The organism is Deltaproteobacteria bacterium (assembly GCA_026712905.1).
GTDB lineage: Bacteria > Desulfobacterota > Binatia > UBA9968 > JAJDTQ01 > JAJDTQ01.
The window spans coordinates 1-19,059 of sequence record JAPOPM010000100.1 but is presented as its reverse complement, the minus strand read 5'-3'; the positions used below and the strand labels follow the sequence as shown (position 1 = coordinate 19,059).

The following is a 19,059-nucleotide window of genomic DNA, read 5'->3' as shown; positions in this document are numbered from 1 at the left end:
TTCCTCAGGGACCGTCGGCCGGCGTCGCGAAATACGCGGCCAGCGAGGCGATCTCCTCGTCGGACAATCGCTTGGCGATGGTTTGCATGGCCTCATGCGGCCGTTTGCCCTTCTTGTACGCCTGTAGCGTTATCACGAAGTCTTCGACGGGCCAACCCGTGATGGAGGGGATGCCATGCTCGGCTCCATCGGCATGGTGGCACGTGACGCACTCGCCCGAGAGGTAGGCGCCGTATTCGAGATCTCCCGTGATCGTGAGGAGGCGCGGATCCAGCCCGTATTCGGCGGCGGTCATGGTCGGTTCCGCCGCCGGAAGCCGGGAGCCGGAAAGGGAACGCAGCCACGCCACGAGATCCGCCCGGTCGCCCGCCGCGGCCATGCCGTCGTAGCTCATGCGCGATCGCGGCACCGTTTTTCGCGGGTTCGCCACGAAGGCGTCCAGCGTCGCCTCGGTCCAGACCAGGCCGCCGGCCCCGGCCTTGCGCATGGCCGAAGAGTAACGGAAGTCCGGGAGCGAACCGGCGCGGCGGCCGAACAAAGCGTTGAGGTGCGGTCCGATGCGGTGCTTCGCACCCCGGCCGGCCTGATGGCAGCGTTTGCACTCCTGGTAGAGCGCTTTGCCGCGCTGCACGTCCGCGCCCAGGGCCTTGGTGGCGAAAAGAAGGAAGAGAAAAGCGAACGCGAGCAGCGCGAAACCCGCGGGTTTCGTGATTCTCGTCATGCCGCGTGGGGATACGGGAACGTCACGACTTGACCTCGACCCGCCTGTTGACCCGGTACACGGAGCCATCGTCGTCCACCCATTCGAATTCCACGTCGCCCGACTCCTGGACAGCCATCTCGAAACTGAAATACGGGTCCGCGGACACGGCGCGTTCGAGGTCCACGGAGATCGCCTCCTCGCCGTTGTAGCGCACCGCGAACCGGTTGATGATGCGCCGGGGAACGGGTTTTCCGTCACGGCCGTGGCGGAGCCCGGTGTGCATGGGATGGGTGATGCGTGTCCTGACGGTGAAGGGGACACCCTTGGACACCGACTTCGGCAGTTTCACGCGCGGCCTGGGCTTCTGCATTCCATTCACCTGGTGTGCTGCGTCACGAACAAGCTCATGAAGGACGCTTCCGTCGGCTCATCAGCAACCGCCCGCCGTCACCTTGATCGCACGGAAGGTCGTGCGGAACGTGCCGTCGGCCATTTCCGCCACCGCGACCAGCTTCTGGCTCCCGGCCAGCCGGATGCGCGTCGACGCCGTGGGCGTGACCCATTGCCCGAATGTGAACACGGCGACGCCGGGACTCGGGTTGCCGTCCGCGAACAACGCGATGCGCCGGGCACCCTCGGCGGAGACCCGGACCGGCACCGCCCCGCCGTTGTCGGCGATCTCCGGCGCCTCGATGCGCACCCCGCCCTCCAGCGGCAGCGCGCCCTTGGTGAACAGCGCGATGGCGAGCTGCGTCCCGTTGGCCGCCCGCGCTGAGCGAACGGGAAGGAGACCGGACAAACCAGCCGCCAACGCCGCCAGTGCCGCGGCCGCATAGGATAGGATTTCCCTGCGTGTAGCGTTCATCTCCATGCACTCCTATAGTAAACGCTCGAAATCCACAGCGAAAGAGGCGCGCATGAAATACGGTCTGTTCATCATCGGGGACGACGACCCGGAGCTCCGGCTCGACCTCACGGCCTACTACGAGCGGATGCTGGAGCAGGTCCGCCACGGCGAGTCCCTGGGCTACGAGTGCTTCTGGTTCGGCGAGCACCACTTCGACTTCCACGGCGTGATCCCGTCGCCCACCGTGCTCATGTCCGCCGCGGCCACGTGCACCGACACCATCCGCCTCGGCGTCGCGGTGGCGCTGCTGCCCTACCGGGACCCCATCGTGACGGCCGAGGAATACGCCATGATCGATGTCCTGAGCGGCGGCCGGCTCGACTTCGGCGTGGGCCGCGGCACCCCGCCCGAGTTGGTCGGCTTCGGCGTCAAGGAGGACAACCGCGACCTGCTGGTGGAAAGCCTGGAAGTCGTCGAGATGGCCTGGCGCGAGGGGAGGGTGTCCTACCAGGGACGGTTCCATCACATCGACGACGTGTCCCTGAACGTCCAACCGGTGCAGCGCCCGTTGCCGCCCGTGTACTTCGCCGCCCTGAGCCAGGGCTCCTACCAGGTGGCGGGAGAACGCGGCTACCCCATTCTCGGCATCCCCTTCGCGAGCTGCAAGGACATGGCCGAGGTCAAACGCAAGGTGGCCTTCTACAAGGAAACCCTGACCCGGAACGGCCACGACCCCGCTACGCTGGACGTGGGCCAGACCATCCACACCCACGTGGCGGAGTCCGACGCCGCCGCCCGACGCCGCGCCCGCCCCGCCATGAGCCGCTACTACGAGGCGCGCAAGAGCGTGCGTCCGCGCGGCTATGACGAGCTGGATCAGGGGCGCATGCTCATGGTAGGCGGCCCCGCCCGCTGCATCGAGCAGATCGAGGAAATCGCCGACACCGGCTCCAACTACATCATCTTCTCCATGAACTTCGCCGGCCTGGATCAGGCCAGTATCCTGGAGTCGATGGCGATGATGGTGGAGGAGGTGCTGCCGAGGGTTGGCGGGTTATGAGTAGCCCGATCCGGGGAATGTGAGGACGCCCTTGGGCGTTGAATGTTGGGTTTCTTCATTCGGCGCCTCGATAGATCAAGCCAAGCACCAACGCGAAAAGGCCGAACTGCGCGACGAGATACCCTGTTTCCATCACGATGAAGCCGCCTGCGTTTGGCACGTTCTGTTTCGCGACAAAAGCCAAAACATGCGACGTCCAGAAGAACAGCCCCATGAGGCCCGCGAACCGGAAGGCTCGTGCAAACCCGGCACCGCCTGAATGGAACAGTCGATAGATCAATGACAACACCACCCCTTGGATGACAACCGCGGCCAAGCCTACCAGGACATTTGGCTCTCCCGCGAAATAGCCAAAGGTCTGATATTTCTCTTTGAAGAGCCCTAGATGCCAAGCCAATGCCAGGGGGAAAACGATCAGCACATAGCCTGCCGCTGCCAAGACTATCTTTGTCATTGCGAGACGGTCCCTTGGAATGTCTACATCCGTGTTCACTCGCTCCAACTATGGAGATAGCAGAATGGCGTAAGAGGACGTGCGGCGCAAACCGGCCGCGGCTTACCGCATCAGCCCCGGCAGCCAGATGGCGATGGGCGGAAACAGCATCACCAGGGCGAGGGCGATGATGTTGATGAGGACGAAGGGGACGACGCCGCGGTAGATGGCGCCGAGGGTGACGTCGGGCGGGGAGACGCCCTTGAGGACGAAGAGGTTCATGCCGAAGGGCGGGGTGATGAGGGACAGCTCGATGTTCACCATGGTGACGATGGCGAACCACAGGGGGTCGAGGCCGAGGGAGCGGATCACGGGGAAGAAGATCGGCACCGTGATGAGCATGATGGAGATGGGCTCCATGAACGCGCCCATGATGAGGATCACGATCTGCATGGCGGCGATGATGATCCACTGGGACACGGCCAGTTCGGTGGCGAAGGTGGAGAGGCCCATGGCGGCGCCGGAGTGGGCCAGGATCTGGCTGAAGGCGGTGGCGCTGGTGACGATGAGGAGGGCGAAGCCGGAGACCTCCACGGTGCCACGCAGCGACGACTTCAGGATCTCCCACGACAGGCGCCGGTAGGCGATGCCCAGGCAAAAGGCCCCGGCCACGCCCATGGCGGCGGACTCGCTGGGGGTGGCGATGCCCATGAAGATGGACCCCAACACCACCAGCACCAGCACCACCAGCGGCAGGAAGTACTTGAGCGCGGCCATGCGCTCGCCCCAGGACACCTTCTCGACTTCCACCGCGGGGGCAAGCTGCGGCCAGATGGTGCAGGCGATGACGATGTAGCCGAAGAGCAGTGTCGCCAGCAGCAGTCCCGGCAGGACCCCGCCGATGAGCAAATCACCCACCGAGAGTTGGCTGATGCCGCCGAAGATGACCATGAGCGCGCTGGGCGGGATCAACACGGCGAGGCCGCCGGAGGTGGCCAGGGTGCCCACGGCCAGGCCCGTGTCGTAGCCCTGCTTGCGCATCTCCGGGATCAGGATCGTTCCCAGGGTGGCGGAACTGGCCATGCTCGAGCCGCTGCCGGCGCCGAAGGCCGTGCCCGCCAGCACCGCCAGCACCGCGAGGCGGCCGGGCATCTTGCCGAGCCACTTGCCGATGGAGTTGATGGCGAGGGCCGCGAGGCCCGAATGAAGCACCAGCTCGCCCATCAGGACGAATAGGGGCAGGGCGATGAACGCGAAGGTGCCGACGCTGGTGAAGCTGCTCAGCGCCACCGCCTGGAGCGCTCCCGGCCCCACCAGCACGTACAGGAAAACGAGGTTCAGCACGCCGAACGCGAACGCGATGGGGATGCCCGACGCCATCAGCAGCATGAGAGCGCCGAACATGACGACCAGAACGATCCACCACTCGATGATAATCAGAGGCCTCCTTCCCCGGGCGTCAGCGGCGCGGGCGCGCGCGAACCGGCAAGGATCCTGAAAACGAAGCCCAAGCCCAGCCACGCGGCCCCGATGGGGATGATGACCAGCACCGGGAACTTCGGGAAGTTGAGAGCGGTGGAGAAACGGTAGCCGTTCTCCAACGCGTGCCAAGCCACCGCCCAGGCCTGCCACGTCAAGACGACACAGTAGACAAGTCCGAGGATGTCGGTGACGACCCGGAGCCGGCGTTGCGGCGTGGGCCTGAGCCGTACGGTCAGGAGCTCGACCTTGACGTGATGGTCGTTCATCAGGATCCACGCGGCCGGAACGAAGGTGAGGTACACCAGCAGGTATTCGTTCATGTCGATGACCCAGATGGTGGGCGCGTGGAAGATCAGGCGGGCGAAGACGTCGTAGAGAATGGAGACGACCATCACCACCACGAACGCGGCGGAGATGGAACTGAGCGCGCGGTTCGCCTTGTCGAAGGCGAGGCTCAGGGTTTGCAGCATGAGGTGAGTCGCGGCCGGCGGCTGCCGGTGGGCCGCATCAATACGGACCGGCAGCCGCCGCGCTTCACGTCCGGTAGGCCCGGATCAGTTGTAGGGCGCCAGGGCCTTCTGGAGCCGCGCTCCGAACTCGGGCGATTGCTTGAGCAGGTCGGCCCAGTAGGCGTTGCGGGCGTCGGTCAGCCGCTTCTTGGCGGCATCGTCCACCTCGATGACCTTCATGCCGTTGGCCTGCAGCTTCTTGATCGAGTTCTGATCGGACTGGTGGTAGTAGTTGAGGACCTCCGCCTCCATCGCCAGGGACGTTTCCGTGAGCACCTTCTTCACGGCGTCCGGCCACTTGTCCCAAGCCCGCGTGGCGACGTAGATGCCGCCGGGCGAAAGCTGAATGGGCGTGGAGATCATCGCCTTGTAGACGTCCCTTTCACCGAAGCTCCAGGCGTCGTCGGGCGCCCGGTAGGCCCCGTCCACGACGCCGCGCTGCAACGCCGTGTAGAGCTCGTTGGCCGGGATGGTCTGGGGCGAGCCCCCGAGAAACTGGATGGCTTTCGCGTCCTGGGCGCCGGATGCGCGGATCCGCAGGCCCTTGAGACCGTTGAGGTCCTTGATGGGCTTGGCCATGAGGAAGCGGAACCCGGTTCCTCCCACCGTGATGCCGACGAAACGCACGCCCGATTTCTTGGCGTAGGCCTCGTTGATGATCTCCAGGGCACCGCTCTTGCGCAGGGCCTGCAGGTAATTCTTCAGGTCGGTCGGGGCGATAAGATACATGGCCGCGGCTTCAATGGTCTCGCCGACGTAGTAGGCACCCGCGGAGTGGGTCATGTCCGCGATGCCCGTGCGCAGGGCCTGAAGCTGCTCGAAGGCCGGGGCCACCTCGGGTCCGCCCAGGAGCCGGATCTTCACCACGCCCTTGCCGTTCTCGTTCACACGCTCGATGTACTTCTTGTACATCAAGTCGCAGTTGCAGCTCAGCGGCCACGCCGCGATGGCGCGGATCACGACCTCCTTGGCGTCCGCCGGTGGGGCGGCGGTGAGGGTCCACAGGGGCAAGGCCAGCAAGAGGGCGAGTAGAGAGACTTTCGCAAAGGGCTGCGTGCGCATCATAGGCCTCCGGTCTTCGGTTATGTCGTCAGGCAACGGGTCGGCTGTTTCCGTCAGATCGCCTCGTAGGGGTAGCGCTTCACCTTCTCCATGTTCCTGCCCTCGATGCGGATCAGCTTGGTGGTGTCGGCGCGCCAGGGCGAGTGCAGGTCGCCTTCGTTGTAGAGATGCGCCATGCCCGGCTTGAGGGTGTAGGTGTGCAGCTTGCGCGCCTTGCCCTTCTTGCCTTCGCCCGCGGGTTCGACCTTCTCCCAGTCGGTCATCTCGGTCTCGCCGGACGCCTGCCCGTAGATGGCCCATGCCGGGCCGTGGTCGTGCGGGTTGCTGCCCTTGGCGCCCTTGTTGTGGTGCGCCAGGATGCAGAAGCCCAGCTCGGAATCTTCGTAGATCACCTTGCGCTCGGGCTGTTCGTCCTCGACGTACTTGTCGATGAACTCCTGGTCCTTGCAGACCTGTTCCACCAGCGAAACGACCTTCTGCCGCCCCTCGGGGCCGGGCTCCGCCTTGAGGATGCGATGACAGTCAGCGGCGAATTGTTCCAGTGTATGGCTCATGATACGACTCCTCCGGAAACGATATTTCGGGACTTCGTCCCGAGAAAACTCCAACAGTAAAACCCTTCTACGCCCTCGGTCGCGAGGGTGTCAAGCCGGCACGCGTCGTCCGGCATTCCCGGTTTTCGGCGTGGTCGAGGCGGGGCGAGGGGAGGGGTGCAAGGCGGCACCGCGGCTACTCCGCCCACCCCACGATGGGCGTGAACAGGTCCTCCAGCGCCGGCCTCGGCTCCGCCACGAACCCTTGCTCCACGAGGTACTGCATGAACGTTTCCAGCGTGTTGCGGTTGGCCTCTACGCCGTAGGGATAGGGGTCGCCGCCGAACAGCTCGCGGATCTCGTCCATCTCGGCGTTGAGCCAGGGCACCATGTACACCATGGTGCCGGTGAACCCCATGTGTTTCAGCGTCCAGGCCTTGGCCGCCTGGAAGGCCTTGAACATGGTCTCGGCGATCCACGGGTGCCGCGCGTGCAGCTCCTCGCGCATGACGATGGTGTGCATGATGGGGAAGATGCCGGTGGCCTGGAAGTACTCCCGTTCGGCCCGGCGGTAGTCCTCGAACAGCCGGCCGACGGCCGGGTTCGTCCCCAGGGCGTCCGGTTGCCGGGCGCCGAGATAGGCGGCGATGTCACCCGCCGCCAGCAGGTCGTTGATGGACTTGTCCGCCGGAGCCGTTTCGAGATCCAGGTCGCTCAACGGCCTCAGGTCCACCTCGTCGTCCGGCGGCCTCGGCGCGTTCACGCCGCCCTCGATCCAGCGGATGCTGGACAGATCGACGCCGTGGCGGTGCTGCAGGATGCCGCGGACCCACACCGCCGCGGTCTGGCCGTACTCCTGGACGCCCACGCGCTTCCCGTTCAAGTCGGCGGGTTCGGTGATGCCCTGTTCCCGGTTTACGTAGACGTAAGCGTGGCGGAAGAGCCGCGAAGGGAACACCGGCAGCGCGATGAACGGGAACGAGCCGCGCGCGCGCCGGGTCACGTAGGTGGACAGGGACATCTCGCACAGGTCGAAGGCACGGGTCTTCATCATGCGCGTGAAGATCTCCGGCGGCGACTGGATCTGAAGGCAGGTGACGTCGATGCCCTCGGGCCGCACCTCGCCCTTGGCGATGGCTTCGACCCGGTCATACGGCCCGGTGGCCAGGGTCAATGAAAGATTTCCCAAGGTTCTTTCCTCCGTGGTAGGTTCAGGACGAATCCATTCTGGATCGGGGGCGTCAGAGCCGAAAGGCCGAGGCATCGGGCAGGGATCGATGGCTGAATACGAACCGTCGCGCCACGCGCCGGATCATCACGAACTCGTCGGACGGTTGAGCCGCGAGCAGCGGCTCGACCTGCTGCGGCGTTCAAATGTCAAGGGCCTCCTCCACCTCTCGGGCCATCTGGGGGCCCTCGGGGTGACCGGTTCCCTCATCGCGTTCGAGGCGCCCGGCTGGCCGGTCCTGCTGCCGTTTCACGGCATCCTGCTGGTCTTCCTGTTCTGCCTGCAGCATGAGGCGGTGCACAAGACGCCGTTCCGTAGCGCCGGGCTCAACGCGGCCGCGGCCTGGGGCGCCGGAGTCGTCCGTCTGCTGCCGCCGGTCTGGTTTCAACATTTCCACATGGACCATCACCGCTACACGCATGATCCGGCCCGCGACCCGGAGCTGGCCCGGCCGTTGCCGCGTTCGAGGGCCGGTCTCGCCTGGCACATTGCCGCCGGCCCCTACTGGCCCGGCCAGTTGCGCACGCTGGTCGTCAACGCCGCCGGCTTGAACCGCGACGCGTTCGTTCCGCCGCCGGCGCGGGCCGCGGTGACGCGGGAAGCCCGGTGGTTCCTCGCAATCTACATCGTGGCGGCAGGGGTCTCGGTCTTCTTCGGCAACGCGGCGCTGTTGTGGTTGTGGCTCCTGCCCGTGCTTCTGGGCGAGCCTTTTCTGCGCATCTACCTGCTGGCCGAGCACACCGGGTGTCCGCACGTGCCCAACATGCTGGAGAACACGCGCACGACTTTCACGACGGTGCTGGTGCGCTTCATCGCCTGGAACATGCCTTTCCACGTCGAGCACCACGCCTATCCGGCCGTACCGTTCCACCGGTTGCCGGCGTTCCACGACGTTCTGGGGAATCATCTGACCGTCACGGCAAATGGATACACCGCCGCAACCCGGGCCACGACCGCCGCCGTCCTGCGCGGCGGGGCGTGACGGCGGCATGGCGTCCGAGCCCTGTGTATTCCCGCGATCATCGTCCGTTGGTCCCTGAATAACGGCATTTGCGCTCACCTTGCTCCGGATGACGCCGTTTGGCACCGGCCCCTTGCAGCCGTTATGATGCGGTGCACGCGCCACGGCGTCCACGGAATCGGCAGAAGCATTTCAAAGTGCGGCTGAAACCGCAAGGTTCGCTCGATGATCGCCAGCGCAACGTCCGGGAGGTCCTTCATGCAGATGCAGTTCAGTCTTCACAGTCCCAACGGCGGCCTGAAGGAGGCGGCGCGGATCCGCGACCGCGTGGTGCGCGCGGAGCAGCTCGGTTTCGAGGGCATCTATCTGGGCTGCAGCCAGCTCAGCACCCCGGAGCCCTTCCAGATCCTGGCCGTTTGCGCGGTGGCCACGAATCGCCTGAAGCTCGGCACGGCCGTCACCAACATGGTTTACCAGGACGCCACGGTCCTGGCGGGGTCCGCCGCGACCCTGAGCGACATCTCCGACGGCCGCGCGGTCCTCGGCCTGGGCACCGGCGACGGTCCGGTGTACGCCATGGGCCGCAGGGCCACCCGGCTCAAGGAGTTCGAGGAGGGCGTGCGCACCATTCGCGGCATCCTGCAAGGGGGCGAGCTGGTGACCCCCAACAACCGCGTGCGCGTGAACTACCGGATGATGCCGACGCCGGTGTACCTCTCCATGGAGGGACCCAAGGGCCTGCGGCTGGCGGGGCGGGTGGCCGACGGCGTTTTCCTCGGGAGCGGCGTGGAGCCCCGCGCGGTGAGCTGGGCGCTGACGCGCATCGCCGAGGGCGCGGCCGAGGCCGGGCGCTCGGCGGACGAGATCGCCACCCTGGCCTGCGGCATGGTGTGCATCAAGGACGACGGCGACGAAGCGCGCCAGATCGTGCGCCGCCGCCTCGCCAACCGCGCCCACCACAACTTCCAGTCCACCCTCGAGACCGTGCCCGAGGAAGAGATGGAGAGCATCCGGGAGTTCATGGGGGCCTTCGACCAGTCCAAGCCCATGGAGGACCGCTCCGACCCGGCCTTGATCACCGACTATCTCGTACGCCGCTTCGCCATCGCCGGAACCCCCAAGGAGTGCATCACGCGACTGGAGGAGCTGGCGGACGCCGGCGTCCATCGCGTCATGCTGACCCCCGCCCGGCGCGTCTACGAAGAGACCGTGGAAGCCCTGGCCGAGAAGGTGATGCCCGCGTTCGGGGCGTAGCACTGCCGTGAAATCGCCCACGTCATGAGCGATATTCGCCCGTGACGTGAGCGATAGGCACGACTTGCCCCGGCTCGGCCTCCGTGCGGTCCGCCGGCAGGTAAACGCCAAGTCCATGCGATTCTACGTCAACATCCTATCCACTTACTTCCCGGACCTGGACCCGCCCTACGAGGTCTACTACCGGCAGATGCTGGAGCAGATCGAGCTGGCCGAGGAGTTGGGGTTCGAGTGCTTCATGTTCAACGAACACCACTTCCTTGGCTACGGCGGCCTCATCGCCAACCCGGCGGTGATGCTGGCGGCCGCCGCCACCCGGACGTCGCGCATTCGCCTGGGGCCGTGCATCGCCATCCTGAGCGTGCGCCATCCGCTGCAAGTGGCCGAGGACTACGCCATGGTGGACGCCGTCTCCGGCGGCCGTCTGGAGTTCGGCATCGGGCTAGGCAACACGGCCCTGGACTACCGTGTCTTCGAGACCCCGCAGGAAGAGGGGCGGGCGCGCTACCAGGAAGCCCACGACGTCATCGTCAAGGCGTGGACCCGGGAGCGCTTCAGCCACGAAGGCCGGTTCTGGAATTTCGAGGAGATCACGCTGTACCCGCGGCCGGTGCAGCAGCCGCTCCCGCTCATCTGGGTGGCCGGCACCTCGCCCGAGGGACTCGGCTGGGCCGGGCGCCAAGGCTACCACATCATGACCGTGGGCCATCCCCATCCGCCCGACAAGGTGCGCGCCGGCGTGGAGGCGTGGCGAGGGTCTCGCGGCAACGGGACGGAATCCCGCGGACTACCATTGCCAGTACCACCTGCGCACCTACGTCAACGAGAACGCCGCGGTGGCCCGGAAGACCGGCGAGCAGGCGATAGACCGCTACGAAGCGATCTCGCGCATCCAGCGCAAGGCACCGCCACCGCCGGGTTACGTGTACGACTGGGACGGAATGCTGGAGACCGGCCGCAACCTCTACGGTACCCCGGAGCGGTGCATCGAGATCATCCGCAACGCCGCGCGCCACTATCACTTCGACACCCTCACCCACAACTTCAACTTCGGCGGCCTCCCGCACGAGGAAGTGATGAAGTCCATGCGCCTGTTCGCCCGTGAAGTCATGCCCGCGTTCCAATAGCAGGATACTCGACGGAGGCGAACCGACGGCGCGTTTGGCGTCGCCGACCGGTGCGTGGAGTTGTCGCCCTACATCTCTTAGAGATTGACCCGCGCCATGCCGTCGGGCGGATAGCGGTCGCCCGCGGCCGCGCCGGGCGGGAACGCGGTGTCCAGCGCGGCGAGGTCTTCCGCGGTGAGCGCGACGTCCAGGGCCTGGAGGTTTTCTTCGAGGTGAGTGCGCTGCTTGCAGCCGGGGATGGGGAAGACGTTGGCTCCCGTGGCCAGTACCCAAGCGATGCAGATCTGCGCCGGCGTCGCGCGGTGGGCGTCGGCGACCTTGCGAACGGCCGCCACGCGCTCGCGGTTGGCGGCGGCGTTTTCGGCTGAAAAGCGGGGGAACTTGTGGCGCGCGTCGCCTTGCCCCAGCGCGTCGCGGCCACCCACCGTTCCGGCCAGGAAGCCGTAGCCGAGGGGCGCGTAGGCCATCAACCCGAGGCCGAGTTCGTCGCATGCCTCGAGGTGCCCGCCTTCGACGTCCCGGGTCCACAGCGAGTACTCGTACTGCAGCGACACCAGCGGATGGACCTTCATGGCCCGGCGCAGGGTGCCGGGCGCGGCTTCCGACAGGCCGATGAAGCGCGTCTTGCCGTCCTCCACCAGTCGGGCCATGGCGCCCACCGTTTCCTCGATGGGCACGGTGGGATCGACCCGCGACAGGCAGAACGCATCCAGCGTCTCGATGCCGAGGTTCTTGATGCTGGTCTCACAGACCTGGCGCAGCCGGTCGGGCGTGCCGCTGCCCTGCGCCACCGATGAGCCGTCATTGGCGCGGATGGTGCCGGTCTTGGAGTGAATGAACACCTTGCCGCGCAGGCTGCCCTTCAGCGCTTGTCCGATGAGGCGGTGGTTATGCCCCTGGCCGTAGCTGGCCGACGTATCCAGCAGCGTGATCCCGAGATCGATGGCGCGATGGATGGTGGCGACGGACTCTGCGTCGTCGGCCGCGCCGTAGGCCCCGGACATGGAGAAGCAGCCGAGCCCGATACGCGACAGCTCCTCGCCGGTGTTGCCGAAGATGGCGGTTTCCATGGGATGCTCCTGCGCTAAAGGGCGGTTTCAAGCGCGGCGTGCGCGGTGTCCCGGCGTCCTACAGATCCAGCGTGCTGGGCGCGAAGATCTCTGCGAGTTCCAGCTTCCGCGGCGTAAGCTTCTGCTCGAACGAGTAGTCGATGAGCGTTTCGAGCATGGCCGCGTTGTCCTTGATGCCGTAAGGGAAGGGGTCCCGGCCGACGATGGCGCGGGTTTGCTCCAGGTACTGCGTGCCGAAGAAGAGGTCCGACGGGATGGCTTGGGGCAGTTGTTGCAGCCAGTGCTCCTTGGCCCGGGCGAAGGCCGCGTAGAGGTTGAAGGCGAGCCACGGGTGCTTCTCGTACACGTCGCCGCGGATCACGTAGCAGTGATTGATGGGGACGAAACCGTGGGCCTCGACGTAGCGCCGTCCCTCGGCCATCGTATCCGCGAACAGCGGCCGCACCGTGTCGGCGTCGCCCTCCCGGCGAACGTGCGTGGAGCGGTCGATGACGTTGCGCTCGGCGTGGAACGCGCTCAACACCATGGCGGTGTCGAGCTCCCGGTCCACCAGCATGGAGACGAGGCTCTTGTCCTTGGGGATGCGGTGGAAGCGGATCCCCTCCGGCGGGGCGAAGCCGGTGGCGCCGCCGTGGCTCAGCTCCTCGCTGCGCTCCATGTACCAGTCCACGCCGTACTGGGACACGCCGAAGTCGTGCTCCAAGGTGCCGCGGGTCCACAGCGCCGCGGTCTGCTGGTACTCGCCCACGCCGATGCGCTTGCCCGCCAGCTCTGCCGCGTCCGTGATGCCGGAATCCTTGTGGACGTAGAGCGCCATGTGCATGAAGCGGCGCGACGGGAACACGGGGATGGCTACCATGTCGTGTCCCCGGGACTTGGCGATGAGCATCGAGGACATGGACATCTCGGCGACCTCGAACTCGCCGAACCGGAGCTGCCGCCAAAACGTCTCGGAGGGGTTCGAGTGAGTCCACACGAGATCCACCCCTTCCACGGGGACGGTGCCGTCGAGGAGAGGGGCGATGCGTTCGTATTTGGCGGAGACGAGGCTGAGTTGGAGATTCTTCATGTGAGTGTCTGTCCCAATGCAACCGCAACCGCGTGCACGTCCGGAGCTGACGAGTACGCGGTTTCAGCGTGTGTCGGCCGGACCGGAACAACCGCGGTTGAGCGGTCGGCCCGGTCCGGCGCGGTCCATGAACGGCATCGCTACTGCGCCGTCACGCAGGCGGTCAGCACGGACGGAAGCTCGGGCATCACGGGTTCCCAGGAGTCGCCGCGGTCGCGGGTGACGTAGAGCGCGCCCATGCCGCGGTCCTTGGGATCGAAACCGAAGCCGCGGGAGCCGTCGCCCATGGCGGCGAAGACCGTGTCGGGGTCTTCCGGGTGGCGCTGCAGCGTCCACGGCATGTACGGCATCATCTCGGCGATGCCGTTGGTGGCGGTGCGCCAGGTCGCGCCCTCGTCATCGCTCAGCATGATCACACCGTGGGGATTGGTGCTCTCGCCGCGCCAACCCCCGGGGGAGCCGCGCCCGCCGCACACCATCATCCGCGGAGTGTCGCCCGGCAGGAAGAACCAGTCGTGGGTATAGCTGTACTTCTCGGTGTAGCCCCACGGCATGCCGTCTTCCACCCGGCGCCAGTCGCGTCCGCGGTCGTCGCTGCGGAAGAAGCCGCGGGCGCACGACACGTAGTAGCGGTCCTTGCTGCCCGGATAGTTGTAGATGTGGTGCATGTCGAGGTAGTCGATGCCGGCGCTGGCGTCCTCCCAGGTCTTGCCTCGGTCCTCGCTGCGCACGACACCGCCGTGTTCCAGGGTCAAGAGCAGGAGGTTGGCGTCGTCGGGATGGATGAAGATGTTGCACACGTGGGGGAACTGTATACCGACGTACGGGCCCGGGACGCACCACTGGTTCTGCACCTCCTCGGGCATCTGCTGCAGGCTTTCCAGGTTCTCCCAGGTGTCGCCGCCGTCCTCGCTGCGCATGAGCTGCACCGGGCCGAGGCCGGCATACACCACGCGGTCGTCGTGGGGGTCCACCGCGAAGCAGCGGGCGTCGCCGTCGACGACCTTCTTCCAGCTCTTGCCCGCGTCGTCGGTGCGGTAGGCACCGTCGAAGGGCACGGCGGCGAAAACACGCTCGGGTCGGGTCCTGCTACCCGCCAGGCCGTCCACGGTTTGTCCGGGGAAATGCTCGGCGCTCGTCTCCAGCCCACGGCCGCGGTCCTCGTACACGGTGAGCCCGCCGTTGAACGCCACGTAATAGCGAAGTGAATCAGCCATGGCCTTCTCCTCCTGTGAGTCTTTCAGGGGGCGACCGCAGGTCGCCCATACACATACCCCAGCGATGAACCTCATGTAGGGGCGACCCGCGGTCGCCCACACTAGCGCGGCGCTACCAGAATTTCCTCTCTGGGAAAGTGGTCCATGATCTCGGCGCCGTCCTTGGTGACCACCACCATGTTCTCCAGGCGCACGCCGCCCACGCGCGTCTCCCCCTCGCGGCTCTCGATGGCGATGGTCATGCCCTCCTCGAACACCTGCGGGTAGTTGAGCGACCACTGGCGGTTGATGATGGGGATGTCGTAGTTGGTGCTGCCCTGGGTGAGGCCGATGCCGTGGCCGATCTCGCTGGCCAGCACCTCGCACTCCTCGTCATAGCCCCAACTCGTCGCGGGCGGAAAGTGCTTGGCGGCGTCGGCCGTGGTGGCGCCGGGCTTGATGGCGTCGATGACGCCGTCAATGCTGTCCTTGACCCGCTTGTACCAGTCCAGCTCCTGGGCGTTGGGCTTCCGGCCGACGATGAAGGTCCGGTAGGTGCAGGTCGCGTAACCCTGATAGGTCAGGCCGCAGAGCGAGCCGTACAACAGGTCGCCCGTCTGCAGCAGCCGGCTGGACTGATGAAAGCCGCGGTCGAAGGTGCTGGGGCCGGAGCGCCAGCCTCCGGGCGGAGCCGACTCCGCGCCCATGTCGTAGCCCGCCTTGGTGGCGATGCCCGAAAGCTCGGTGTCCCGCACTCCCGGCTTGGCGGCCTCCCAGATGCGGTACCAGACGCCCTCCACGATGGCCGCGGCGGTCTTGAGGCAATCGATCTCGTCGGCCGTCTTGATCTTGCGGATCTCCTTCATCACCAGGCTGAAGTCCACGAGGTTCTTGACGCCGGCGTTGGTGAGGGCCTCGCGTGCGATGCCGTCGAACGCGCTGAAGCCGATCTTCTCGTTCAGAAGGCCGCGGCTCTTGAGTTCGTCGTGGATGTCGGCGGCGAACTGCCGGGCCTCGTCCTTGGCCGCCTCGATGCCGCAGGCCGCTGTAAGCCAGGCCCGCGCCGGGCGCCACTCCTTGATCCAGGGCGCCTGGTCCGGCATCTGGTGGAAGTGGCCGCTGTGCTCGTACATGATCGGGTCGTGGTCGGCGAAAAAGAGGGTGTAGCGGCACATCGGGTAGTTGAAGCCCTTGAGGCCGGTGAGGTAGCGGATGTTGGCCGAGTTGGCTTCCAGGAGCGCGGGGATGCCGTGTTCGCGCATGATCCGCTTGGCGCGCTCGGCCCGCTCCTTGCGCATGCGGTCCGTGTTCAGCCGTTCCTGCCAATCCGATATCTCGTTGCCGTAGATGAGCTTCGATGCGTACTGTGGTGCCATGAAAGAAACCTCCTTTGATGACCGCGTGAATCAGGAGTCTGTCCGATGAAGGCGGGTCCGAAACCCGCCCCTAGATGGCCATATGAGCCGGACCTTGTCAAGGTTCGGCCGGGGTAATAGGATTAGCCAGCAGCCTGTCCGAGTAGTCGAATCGAACTGTACGGGCGACCCGCGGCCGCCCCCAGGCGGCAGCGTTTCGCGGAAGGAGGCGAGGGAACATGAGCAACTACCGCGCCGTCGACGCCGACGGCCACGTGATGGAACATCCCGCCGAGATCAAGGAGTTCTTCGAGCCGCCCTACAACCAATTGCCCTGGACCGTCTACTCCCTGTTCCCCAGCGTGGACGGCTTCGTCCGCGGCTTCTCCCGCCTCACCGAGGACGACGACCCCAACGCCGAGCGCTGGGTGGAGTTTCTCGACCGCTGCGGCATCGAGACCTCCTACTTGTACCCGTCGGTGGGGCTGGCCAGCGGAATGATCCAGGACCGCGACTATGCCGCGGCCATCGCCCGGGCCTACAACCGGTGGGTGCACGCCAAGTTCATGCAGGCCAGCGAGCGCCTGCGCGCGGTGGCGCTGATCCCGGCCCAGAACATCCCGGAGGCGGTGACGGAGCTTCGCGCCGCGGTGACCGAGCTGGGCATGCCCGGCGCCATGCTGCCGTCGGTGACGGCGGCCGGCAAGCATTACGGCCACCGCGACTTCGACCCGCTCTACGAGGAAGCCCAGCGGCTCGGGTGTTGTCTGGCCATCCATGGCGCCGTGAGCCAGCGCATCGGCATCGACAACTCCGACAACCTCTTCAAGACCCACACGCTGGAGCACCCCCTGTCCCAGCTCATCCAGTTCACGGACATGATGACCGAGGGCGTGTTCGAGCGTTTCCCCGACCTGCGCTTCGCCTTCCTGGAGGCGGGCGCCGGCTGGGCTCCTTACATGATGGACCGCATGGACGAGAACTACGAGCGACGAAGGCGCTGGTGCCCGGTGCTGACCAAGCCCCCCAGCGAGTACGTGCGCGAAGGGAACATCTACTTCAGTTGCGAGGTGGAGGAGAAGACCCTGCCCACCGTGCTCCGGCTCGTGGGCGAGGACCGGATCCTCTTCGCCTCGGACTACCCCCACGAGCGCCACAAGGGAGAGTTCTACGGCGACATCGACGAGCTCAACGCCCGCGAGGACCTCTCGGGCACGCAGAAGCACAAGGTGCTCTACGCCAACGCCGAGCGTTTCTACAACGGCTGACGCAAGAAACCGGGACGTGAAGCCGACAGGAGGAGATCCATCATGCCGAAGGTCTCATCACTGGGCCACATAGGCCTGACGGTCCACGACATCGAGCGGTCCAAGGCCTTCTACCGGGACGTGCTGGGCCTGACCGTCAGCGACGAAAGCGACACCGGCACGGTCTTCATGACCGCCCAGGAGCGCCACCAGGAGCACCACGAGCTCCAGTTGCGCCCGGGCCGGGAAGACGGCGGGAACCTGATCCAGCAGATATCCTTCCGGTGCGAAAGCCTGGCCGAGTTGAAAGCGTTCCACCGCGACTTCCTGGAGCGCGGCGTCCCCATCGAGCGCGTCGCCAGCCACGGCAACGCCGTCGGAATCTACTTCTACGATCCCGACGGCAACACCGTCGAAGTCTACTGGCCCACCGGCATCGACTGGCCCCAGCCGTTCCGGAAGCCGGTTGATCTCACCCAAGCCGACGAGACTATTCTGGCGAATCTGACGTGAACGCTAAAGTTCCCTCTCGATACTGCCGAACAGGACAGTAGCGGGAGGAAGACCTTTGGCGAACGAAGTCGATCACCCACATGACAGTCTGTTTCGCAAGGTGTTCTCGGACGTAGGAGAAGCCGCCGGCCTGTTGCGCCCGGCGTTGCCCGGCGTTCTCCGGGAGAGCGTGGATTGGACCAGCCTGAAGCTCCAGGACGGGAGCTTCGTGGACGAGAATCTTAGACAGAGCCAAACGGACCTCCTGTACGAGGTGTCGTACGGCGAAAGCGCCGAACCGGTGTGGCTGTACGTGCTGCTGGAACATCAATCGACGCCGGACGCGCGAATGTCTTTCCGCATGTTGAAGTACTGCTGCCGCATCTGGGACACGAGAGTGCCGGACGAGCCCGGACCATTCTCGTTGCGCCCTATCGTGCCGGTTGTCTTCTACCAAGGCCCCCACGGATGGACTCATTCCACGCAGTTCGCGGACCTGTTCCCCGAGGTTGCGCGGGACTGGCCCTGGGTTCCCCGGTTCGCCCACGTGCTGCTGGATCAGACCAATACGAAACCCAACGAGGTGGAAGGGGGAGCAAGAGGGCGGGTCGCGCAGTGGTTGATGATGGCCGCGCATGGGCGACACGTGGCGTTGGCGATGGACATGGCCGCACAATTGTTGCGCCAGTTGCGCATGGAAAGACGGATCGATTACTTTGAACTGTTCGTATTGTACGTCATGGCGACTCAGGACACCGCAGGGACCGATACATTCGGCGAAGCGTTGCGGCGCCACGGACACGAGCAGGGAGGAATGATCATGTCATACGCTCAACAACTTCTGGCAGAGGGCGAGGCAAAGGGCCGAGCTGAAGGCGAACGCCTCGGACAGTTGAAGACGGTCGAAGGCTTTTTGCGCGCCGGCGTGGGCTGGGACGTGATCGAGGAAGCGACCGGCCTGAACGAGTCCGGATTTATGGCTCTCAAGGAACGGTTGTCAGCGGCGGATGGCGTCACTCCGGGCCCATCACGGTGAAACCGTACGAAACGCTGAACTGATCGACGTCAAGGGCCGTCATTCGTCGTCGAGCATGTCGATGCGTTGTATGATGTTGGGGTTGCCGCCTTCGCGACGGATGAAGCCTTTCAGGTCGCCGATTATTTCGGCGTTGGCGTGGAAGCGCTTGGCCGCACGAGATAACGCACGAGTCGTTTCGTGGTAAAGGGGGGCCGACTGTTCGATGTGGGCAGCGAGGTCAACGTTGCGTTCCCCGGCCGTGTCCAGCGCGGCCAGAAGCCGTCCTGCGGCCGGGTCGTGATCCGGGTCGAGGAAACCAGGGCGCGCCTCGCGGTGCCGCAGCAGCGCCGCCAGCATCCGTAGCGAAGTCTTGAACCGTACTTTGTAACATCTTGCGGGAGCCTTCCTGTTCT

At 65.7% G+C, this 19,059-nt stretch carries 21 protein-coding genes; 7 read left to right on the top strand and 14 right to left on the bottom strand.

The features are described 5' to 3' along the window. Window positions 1–4 precede the first annotated feature (4 nt). Genes OXF11_07710 through OXF11_07700 form a run of 3 tightly spaced genes read right to left on the bottom strand, consistent with a single transcriptional unit; the run spans window position 5 to window position 1,568 of the window. Window positions 5–721: a c-type cytochrome gene (locus OXF11_07710; protein ID MCY4486987.1), complete on the bottom strand. Its 717-nt coding sequence runs from the start codon at window positions 719–721 to the stop codon at window positions 5–7. A 22-nt stretch (window positions 722–743) separates the two neighbouring features. Beyond that, window positions 744–1,073 (bottom strand): thiosulfate oxidation carrier complex protein SoxZ, encoded by a 330-nt coding sequence (gene soxZ, locus OXF11_07705; protein MCY4486986.1) that lies wholly within the window; start codon window positions 1,071–1,073, stop codon window positions 744–746. 60 nt (window positions 1,074–1,133) lie between these two features. Continuing rightward, window positions 1,134–1,568, bottom strand: a complete 435-nt coding sequence (locus OXF11_07700) for a thiosulfate oxidation carrier protein SoxY (protein MCY4486985.1) — start codon at window positions 1,566–1,568, stop codon at window positions 1,134–1,136. Window positions 1,569–1,620: 52 nt separating this feature from the next. Here OXF11_07700 and OXF11_07695 point away from each other — a divergent pair, with 52 nt between their 5' ends. Further along, window positions 1,621–2,610 (top strand): LLM class flavin-dependent oxidoreductase, encoded by a 990-nt coding sequence (locus OXF11_07695; GenBank protein ID MCY4486984.1) that lies wholly within the window; start codon window positions 1,621–1,623, stop codon window positions 2,608–2,610. A 55-nt stretch (window positions 2,611–2,665) separates the two neighbouring features. On the opposite strand, the gene OXF11_07690 is transcribed toward OXF11_07695, so the two are convergent. The 6 genes from OXF11_07690 to OXF11_07665 form a co-directional block, all read right to left on the bottom strand. Then, window positions 2,666–3,064 carry a hypothetical protein gene (locus tag OXF11_07690; GenBank protein ID MCY4486983.1) on the bottom strand — a complete coding sequence of 133 codons (399 nt, stop codon included), beginning with the start codon at window positions 3,062–3,064 and terminating at the stop codon, window positions 2,666–2,668. A 102-nt stretch (window positions 3,065–3,166) separates the two neighbouring features. Further along, entirely contained in the window at window positions 3,167–4,447 is a 1,281-nt protein-coding gene (locus OXF11_07685) for a TRAP transporter large permease subunit (protein MCY4486982.1), read from the bottom strand. A 32-nt stretch (window positions 4,448–4,479) separates the two neighbouring features. Further along, window positions 4,480–4,995: a TRAP transporter small permease gene (locus OXF11_07680; protein MCY4486981.1), complete on the bottom strand. Its 516-nt coding sequence runs from the start codon at window positions 4,993–4,995 to the stop codon at window positions 4,480–4,482. 84 nt (window positions 4,996–5,079) lie between these two features. Then, the gene (gene dctP / locus OXF11_07675) at window positions 5,080–6,096 is read right to left on the bottom strand and encodes a TRAP transporter substrate-binding protein DctP (GenBank protein ID MCY4486980.1); all 1,017 of its coding nucleotides are present in this window, start codon (window positions 6,094–6,096) and stop codon (window positions 5,080–5,082) included. Window positions 6,097–6,149: 53 nt separating this feature from the next. Continuing rightward, a complete protein-coding gene (locus OXF11_07670; GenBank protein ID MCY4486979.1) occupies window positions 6,150–6,650 on the bottom strand; it encodes a hypothetical protein in 501 nt (166 codons plus the stop codon). 175 nt (window positions 6,651–6,825) lie between these two features. Next, window positions 6,826–7,818 (bottom strand): ABC transporter substrate-binding protein, encoded by a 993-nt coding sequence (locus OXF11_07665; GenBank protein ID MCY4486978.1) that lies wholly within the window; start codon window positions 7,816–7,818, stop codon window positions 6,826–6,828. Window positions 7,819–7,906: 88 nt separating this feature from the next. On the opposite strand from OXF11_07665, the gene OXF11_07660 reads away from it, so the two are divergent. From OXF11_07660 to OXF11_07650, 3 genes are all read left to right on the top strand, one after another. Next, window positions 7,907–8,839 (top strand): fatty acid desaturase, encoded by a 933-nt coding sequence (locus OXF11_07660; GenBank protein MCY4486977.1) that lies wholly within the window; start codon window positions 7,907–7,909, stop codon window positions 8,837–8,839. A gap of 237 nt (window positions 8,840–9,076) precedes the next feature. Further along, a complete protein-coding gene (locus OXF11_07655; protein ID MCY4486976.1) occupies window positions 9,077–10,072 on the top strand; it encodes an LLM class flavin-dependent oxidoreductase in 996 nt (331 codons plus the stop codon). Window positions 10,073–10,118: 46 nt separating this feature from the next. Next, on the top strand, window positions 10,119–11,177 hold the full coding sequence (locus tag OXF11_07650; protein MCY4486975.1) for an LLM class flavin-dependent oxidoreductase: 1,059 nt from the start codon (window positions 10,119–10,121) through the stop codon (window positions 11,175–11,177). A 99-nt stretch (window positions 11,178–11,276) separates the two neighbouring features. Here OXF11_07650 and OXF11_07645 read toward each other — a convergent pair whose 3' ends face one another. The 4 genes from OXF11_07645 to OXF11_07630 form a co-directional block, all read right to left on the bottom strand. Continuing rightward, entirely contained in the window at window positions 11,277–12,269 is a 993-nt protein-coding gene (locus tag OXF11_07645; protein MCY4486974.1) for an aldo/keto reductase, read from the bottom strand. A 58-nt stretch (window positions 12,270–12,327) separates the two neighbouring features. Next, window positions 12,328–13,338: an ABC transporter substrate-binding protein gene (locus tag OXF11_07640; GenBank protein ID MCY4486973.1), complete on the bottom strand. Its 1,011-nt coding sequence runs from the start codon at window positions 13,336–13,338 to the stop codon at window positions 12,328–12,330. Between the two features lie 140 nt (window positions 13,339–13,478). Then, window positions 13,479–14,555 (bottom strand): hypothetical protein, encoded by a 1,077-nt coding sequence (locus tag OXF11_07635; GenBank protein MCY4486972.1) that lies wholly within the window; start codon window positions 14,553–14,555, stop codon window positions 13,479–13,481. A 101-nt stretch (window positions 14,556–14,656) separates the two neighbouring features. Continuing rightward, a complete protein-coding gene (locus OXF11_07630) occupies window positions 14,657–15,910 on the bottom strand; it encodes a Xaa-Pro peptidase family protein (protein MCY4486971.1) in 1,254 nt (417 codons plus the stop codon). A 218-nt stretch (window positions 15,911–16,128) separates the two neighbouring features. Here OXF11_07630 and OXF11_07625 point away from each other — a divergent pair, with 218 nt between their 5' ends. Genes OXF11_07625 through OXF11_07615 form a run of 3 tightly spaced genes read left to right on the top strand, consistent with a single transcriptional unit; the run spans window position 16,129 to window position 18,664 of the window. Next, window positions 16,129–17,157 (top strand): amidohydrolase family protein, encoded by a 1,029-nt coding sequence (locus tag OXF11_07625; GenBank protein ID MCY4486970.1) that lies wholly within the window; start codon window positions 16,129–16,131, stop codon window positions 17,155–17,157. 42 nt (window positions 17,158–17,199) lie between these two features. Continuing rightward, on the top strand, window positions 17,200–17,649 hold the full coding sequence (locus OXF11_07620) for a VOC family protein (protein MCY4486969.1): 450 nt from the start codon (window positions 17,200–17,202) through the stop codon (window positions 17,647–17,649). A 55-nt stretch (window positions 17,650–17,704) separates the two neighbouring features. Then, window positions 17,705–18,664, top strand: coding sequence for an Rpn family recombination-promoting nuclease/putative transposase (locus tag OXF11_07615; protein ID MCY4486968.1), 960 nt, complete (start codon window positions 17,705–17,707; stop codon window positions 18,662–18,664). Between the two features lie 39 nt (window positions 18,665–18,703). Here the strand turns inward: OXF11_07615 and OXF11_07610 are convergent. Next, window positions 18,704–19,059: hypothetical protein (locus OXF11_07610; protein MCY4486967.1), on the bottom strand; the 356-nt coding region annotated here is incomplete at its 5' end.

What these genes read in the sequence shown, in the direction of transcription:
- OXF11_07640 (MCY4486973.1), bottom strand. Translation starts at nt 13,338, where the DNA reads ATGAAGAATCTCCAACTCAGCCTCGTCTCCGCCAAATACGAACGCATC.
- OXF11_07670 (MCY4486979.1), bottom strand. Translation starts at nt 6,650, where the DNA reads ATGAGCCATACACTGGAACAATTCGCCGCTGACTGTCATCGCATCCTC.
- OXF11_07645 (MCY4486974.1), bottom strand. Translation starts at nt 12,269, where the DNA reads ATGGAAACCGCCATCTTCGGCAACACCGGCGAGGAGCTGTCGCGTATC.
- OXF11_07630 (MCY4486971.1), bottom strand. Translation starts at nt 15,910, where the DNA reads ATGGCACCACAGTACGCATCGAAGCTCATCTACGGCAACGAGATATCG.
- OXF11_07690 (MCY4486983.1), bottom strand. Translation starts at nt 3,064, where the DNA reads ATGACAAAGATAGTCTTGGCAGCGGCAGGCTATGTGCTGATCGTTTTC.
- OXF11_07625 (MCY4486970.1), top strand. Translation starts at nt 16,129, where the DNA reads ATGAGCAACTACCGCGCCGTCGACGCCGACGGCCACGTGATGGAACAT.
- OXF11_07635 (MCY4486972.1), bottom strand. Translation starts at nt 14,555, where the DNA reads ATGGCTGATTCACTTCGCTATTACGTGGCGTTCAACGGCGGGCTCACC.
- OXF11_07620 (MCY4486969.1), top strand. Translation starts at nt 17,200, where the DNA reads ATGCCGAAGGTCTCATCACTGGGCCACATAGGCCTGACGGTCCACGAC.
- OXF11_07660 (MCY4486977.1), top strand. Translation starts at nt 7,907, where the DNA reads ATGGCTGAATACGAACCGTCGCGCCACGCGCCGGATCATCACGAACTC.
- OXF11_07680 (MCY4486981.1), bottom strand. Translation starts at nt 4,995, where the DNA reads ATGCTGCAAACCCTGAGCCTCGCCTTCGACAAGGCGAACCGCGCGCTC.
- soxZ (MCY4486986.1), bottom strand. Translation starts at nt 1,073, where the DNA reads ATGCAGAAGCCCAGGCCGCGCGTGAAACTGCCGAAGTCGGTGTCCAAG.
- OXF11_07695 (MCY4486984.1), top strand. Translation starts at nt 1,621, where the DNA reads ATGAAATACGGTCTGTTCATCATCGGGGACGACGACCCGGAGCTCCGG.
- OXF11_07700 (MCY4486985.1), bottom strand. Translation starts at nt 1,568, where the DNA reads ATGAACGCTACACGCAGGGAAATCCTATCCTATGCGGCCGCGGCACTG.
- OXF11_07710 (MCY4486987.1), bottom strand. Translation starts at nt 721, where the DNA reads ATGACGAGAATCACGAAACCCGCGGGTTTCGCGCTGCTCGCGTTCGCT.
- OXF11_07685 (MCY4486982.1), bottom strand. Translation starts at nt 4,447, where the DNA reads ATGTTCGGCGCTCTCATGCTGCTGATGGCGTCGGGCATCCCCATCGCG.
- dctP (MCY4486980.1), bottom strand. Translation starts at nt 6,096, where the DNA reads ATGCGCACGCAGCCCTTTGCGAAAGTCTCTCTACTCGCCCTCTTGCTG.
- OXF11_07655 (MCY4486976.1), top strand. Translation starts at nt 9,077, where the DNA reads ATGCAGATGCAGTTCAGTCTTCACAGTCCCAACGGCGGCCTGAAGGAG.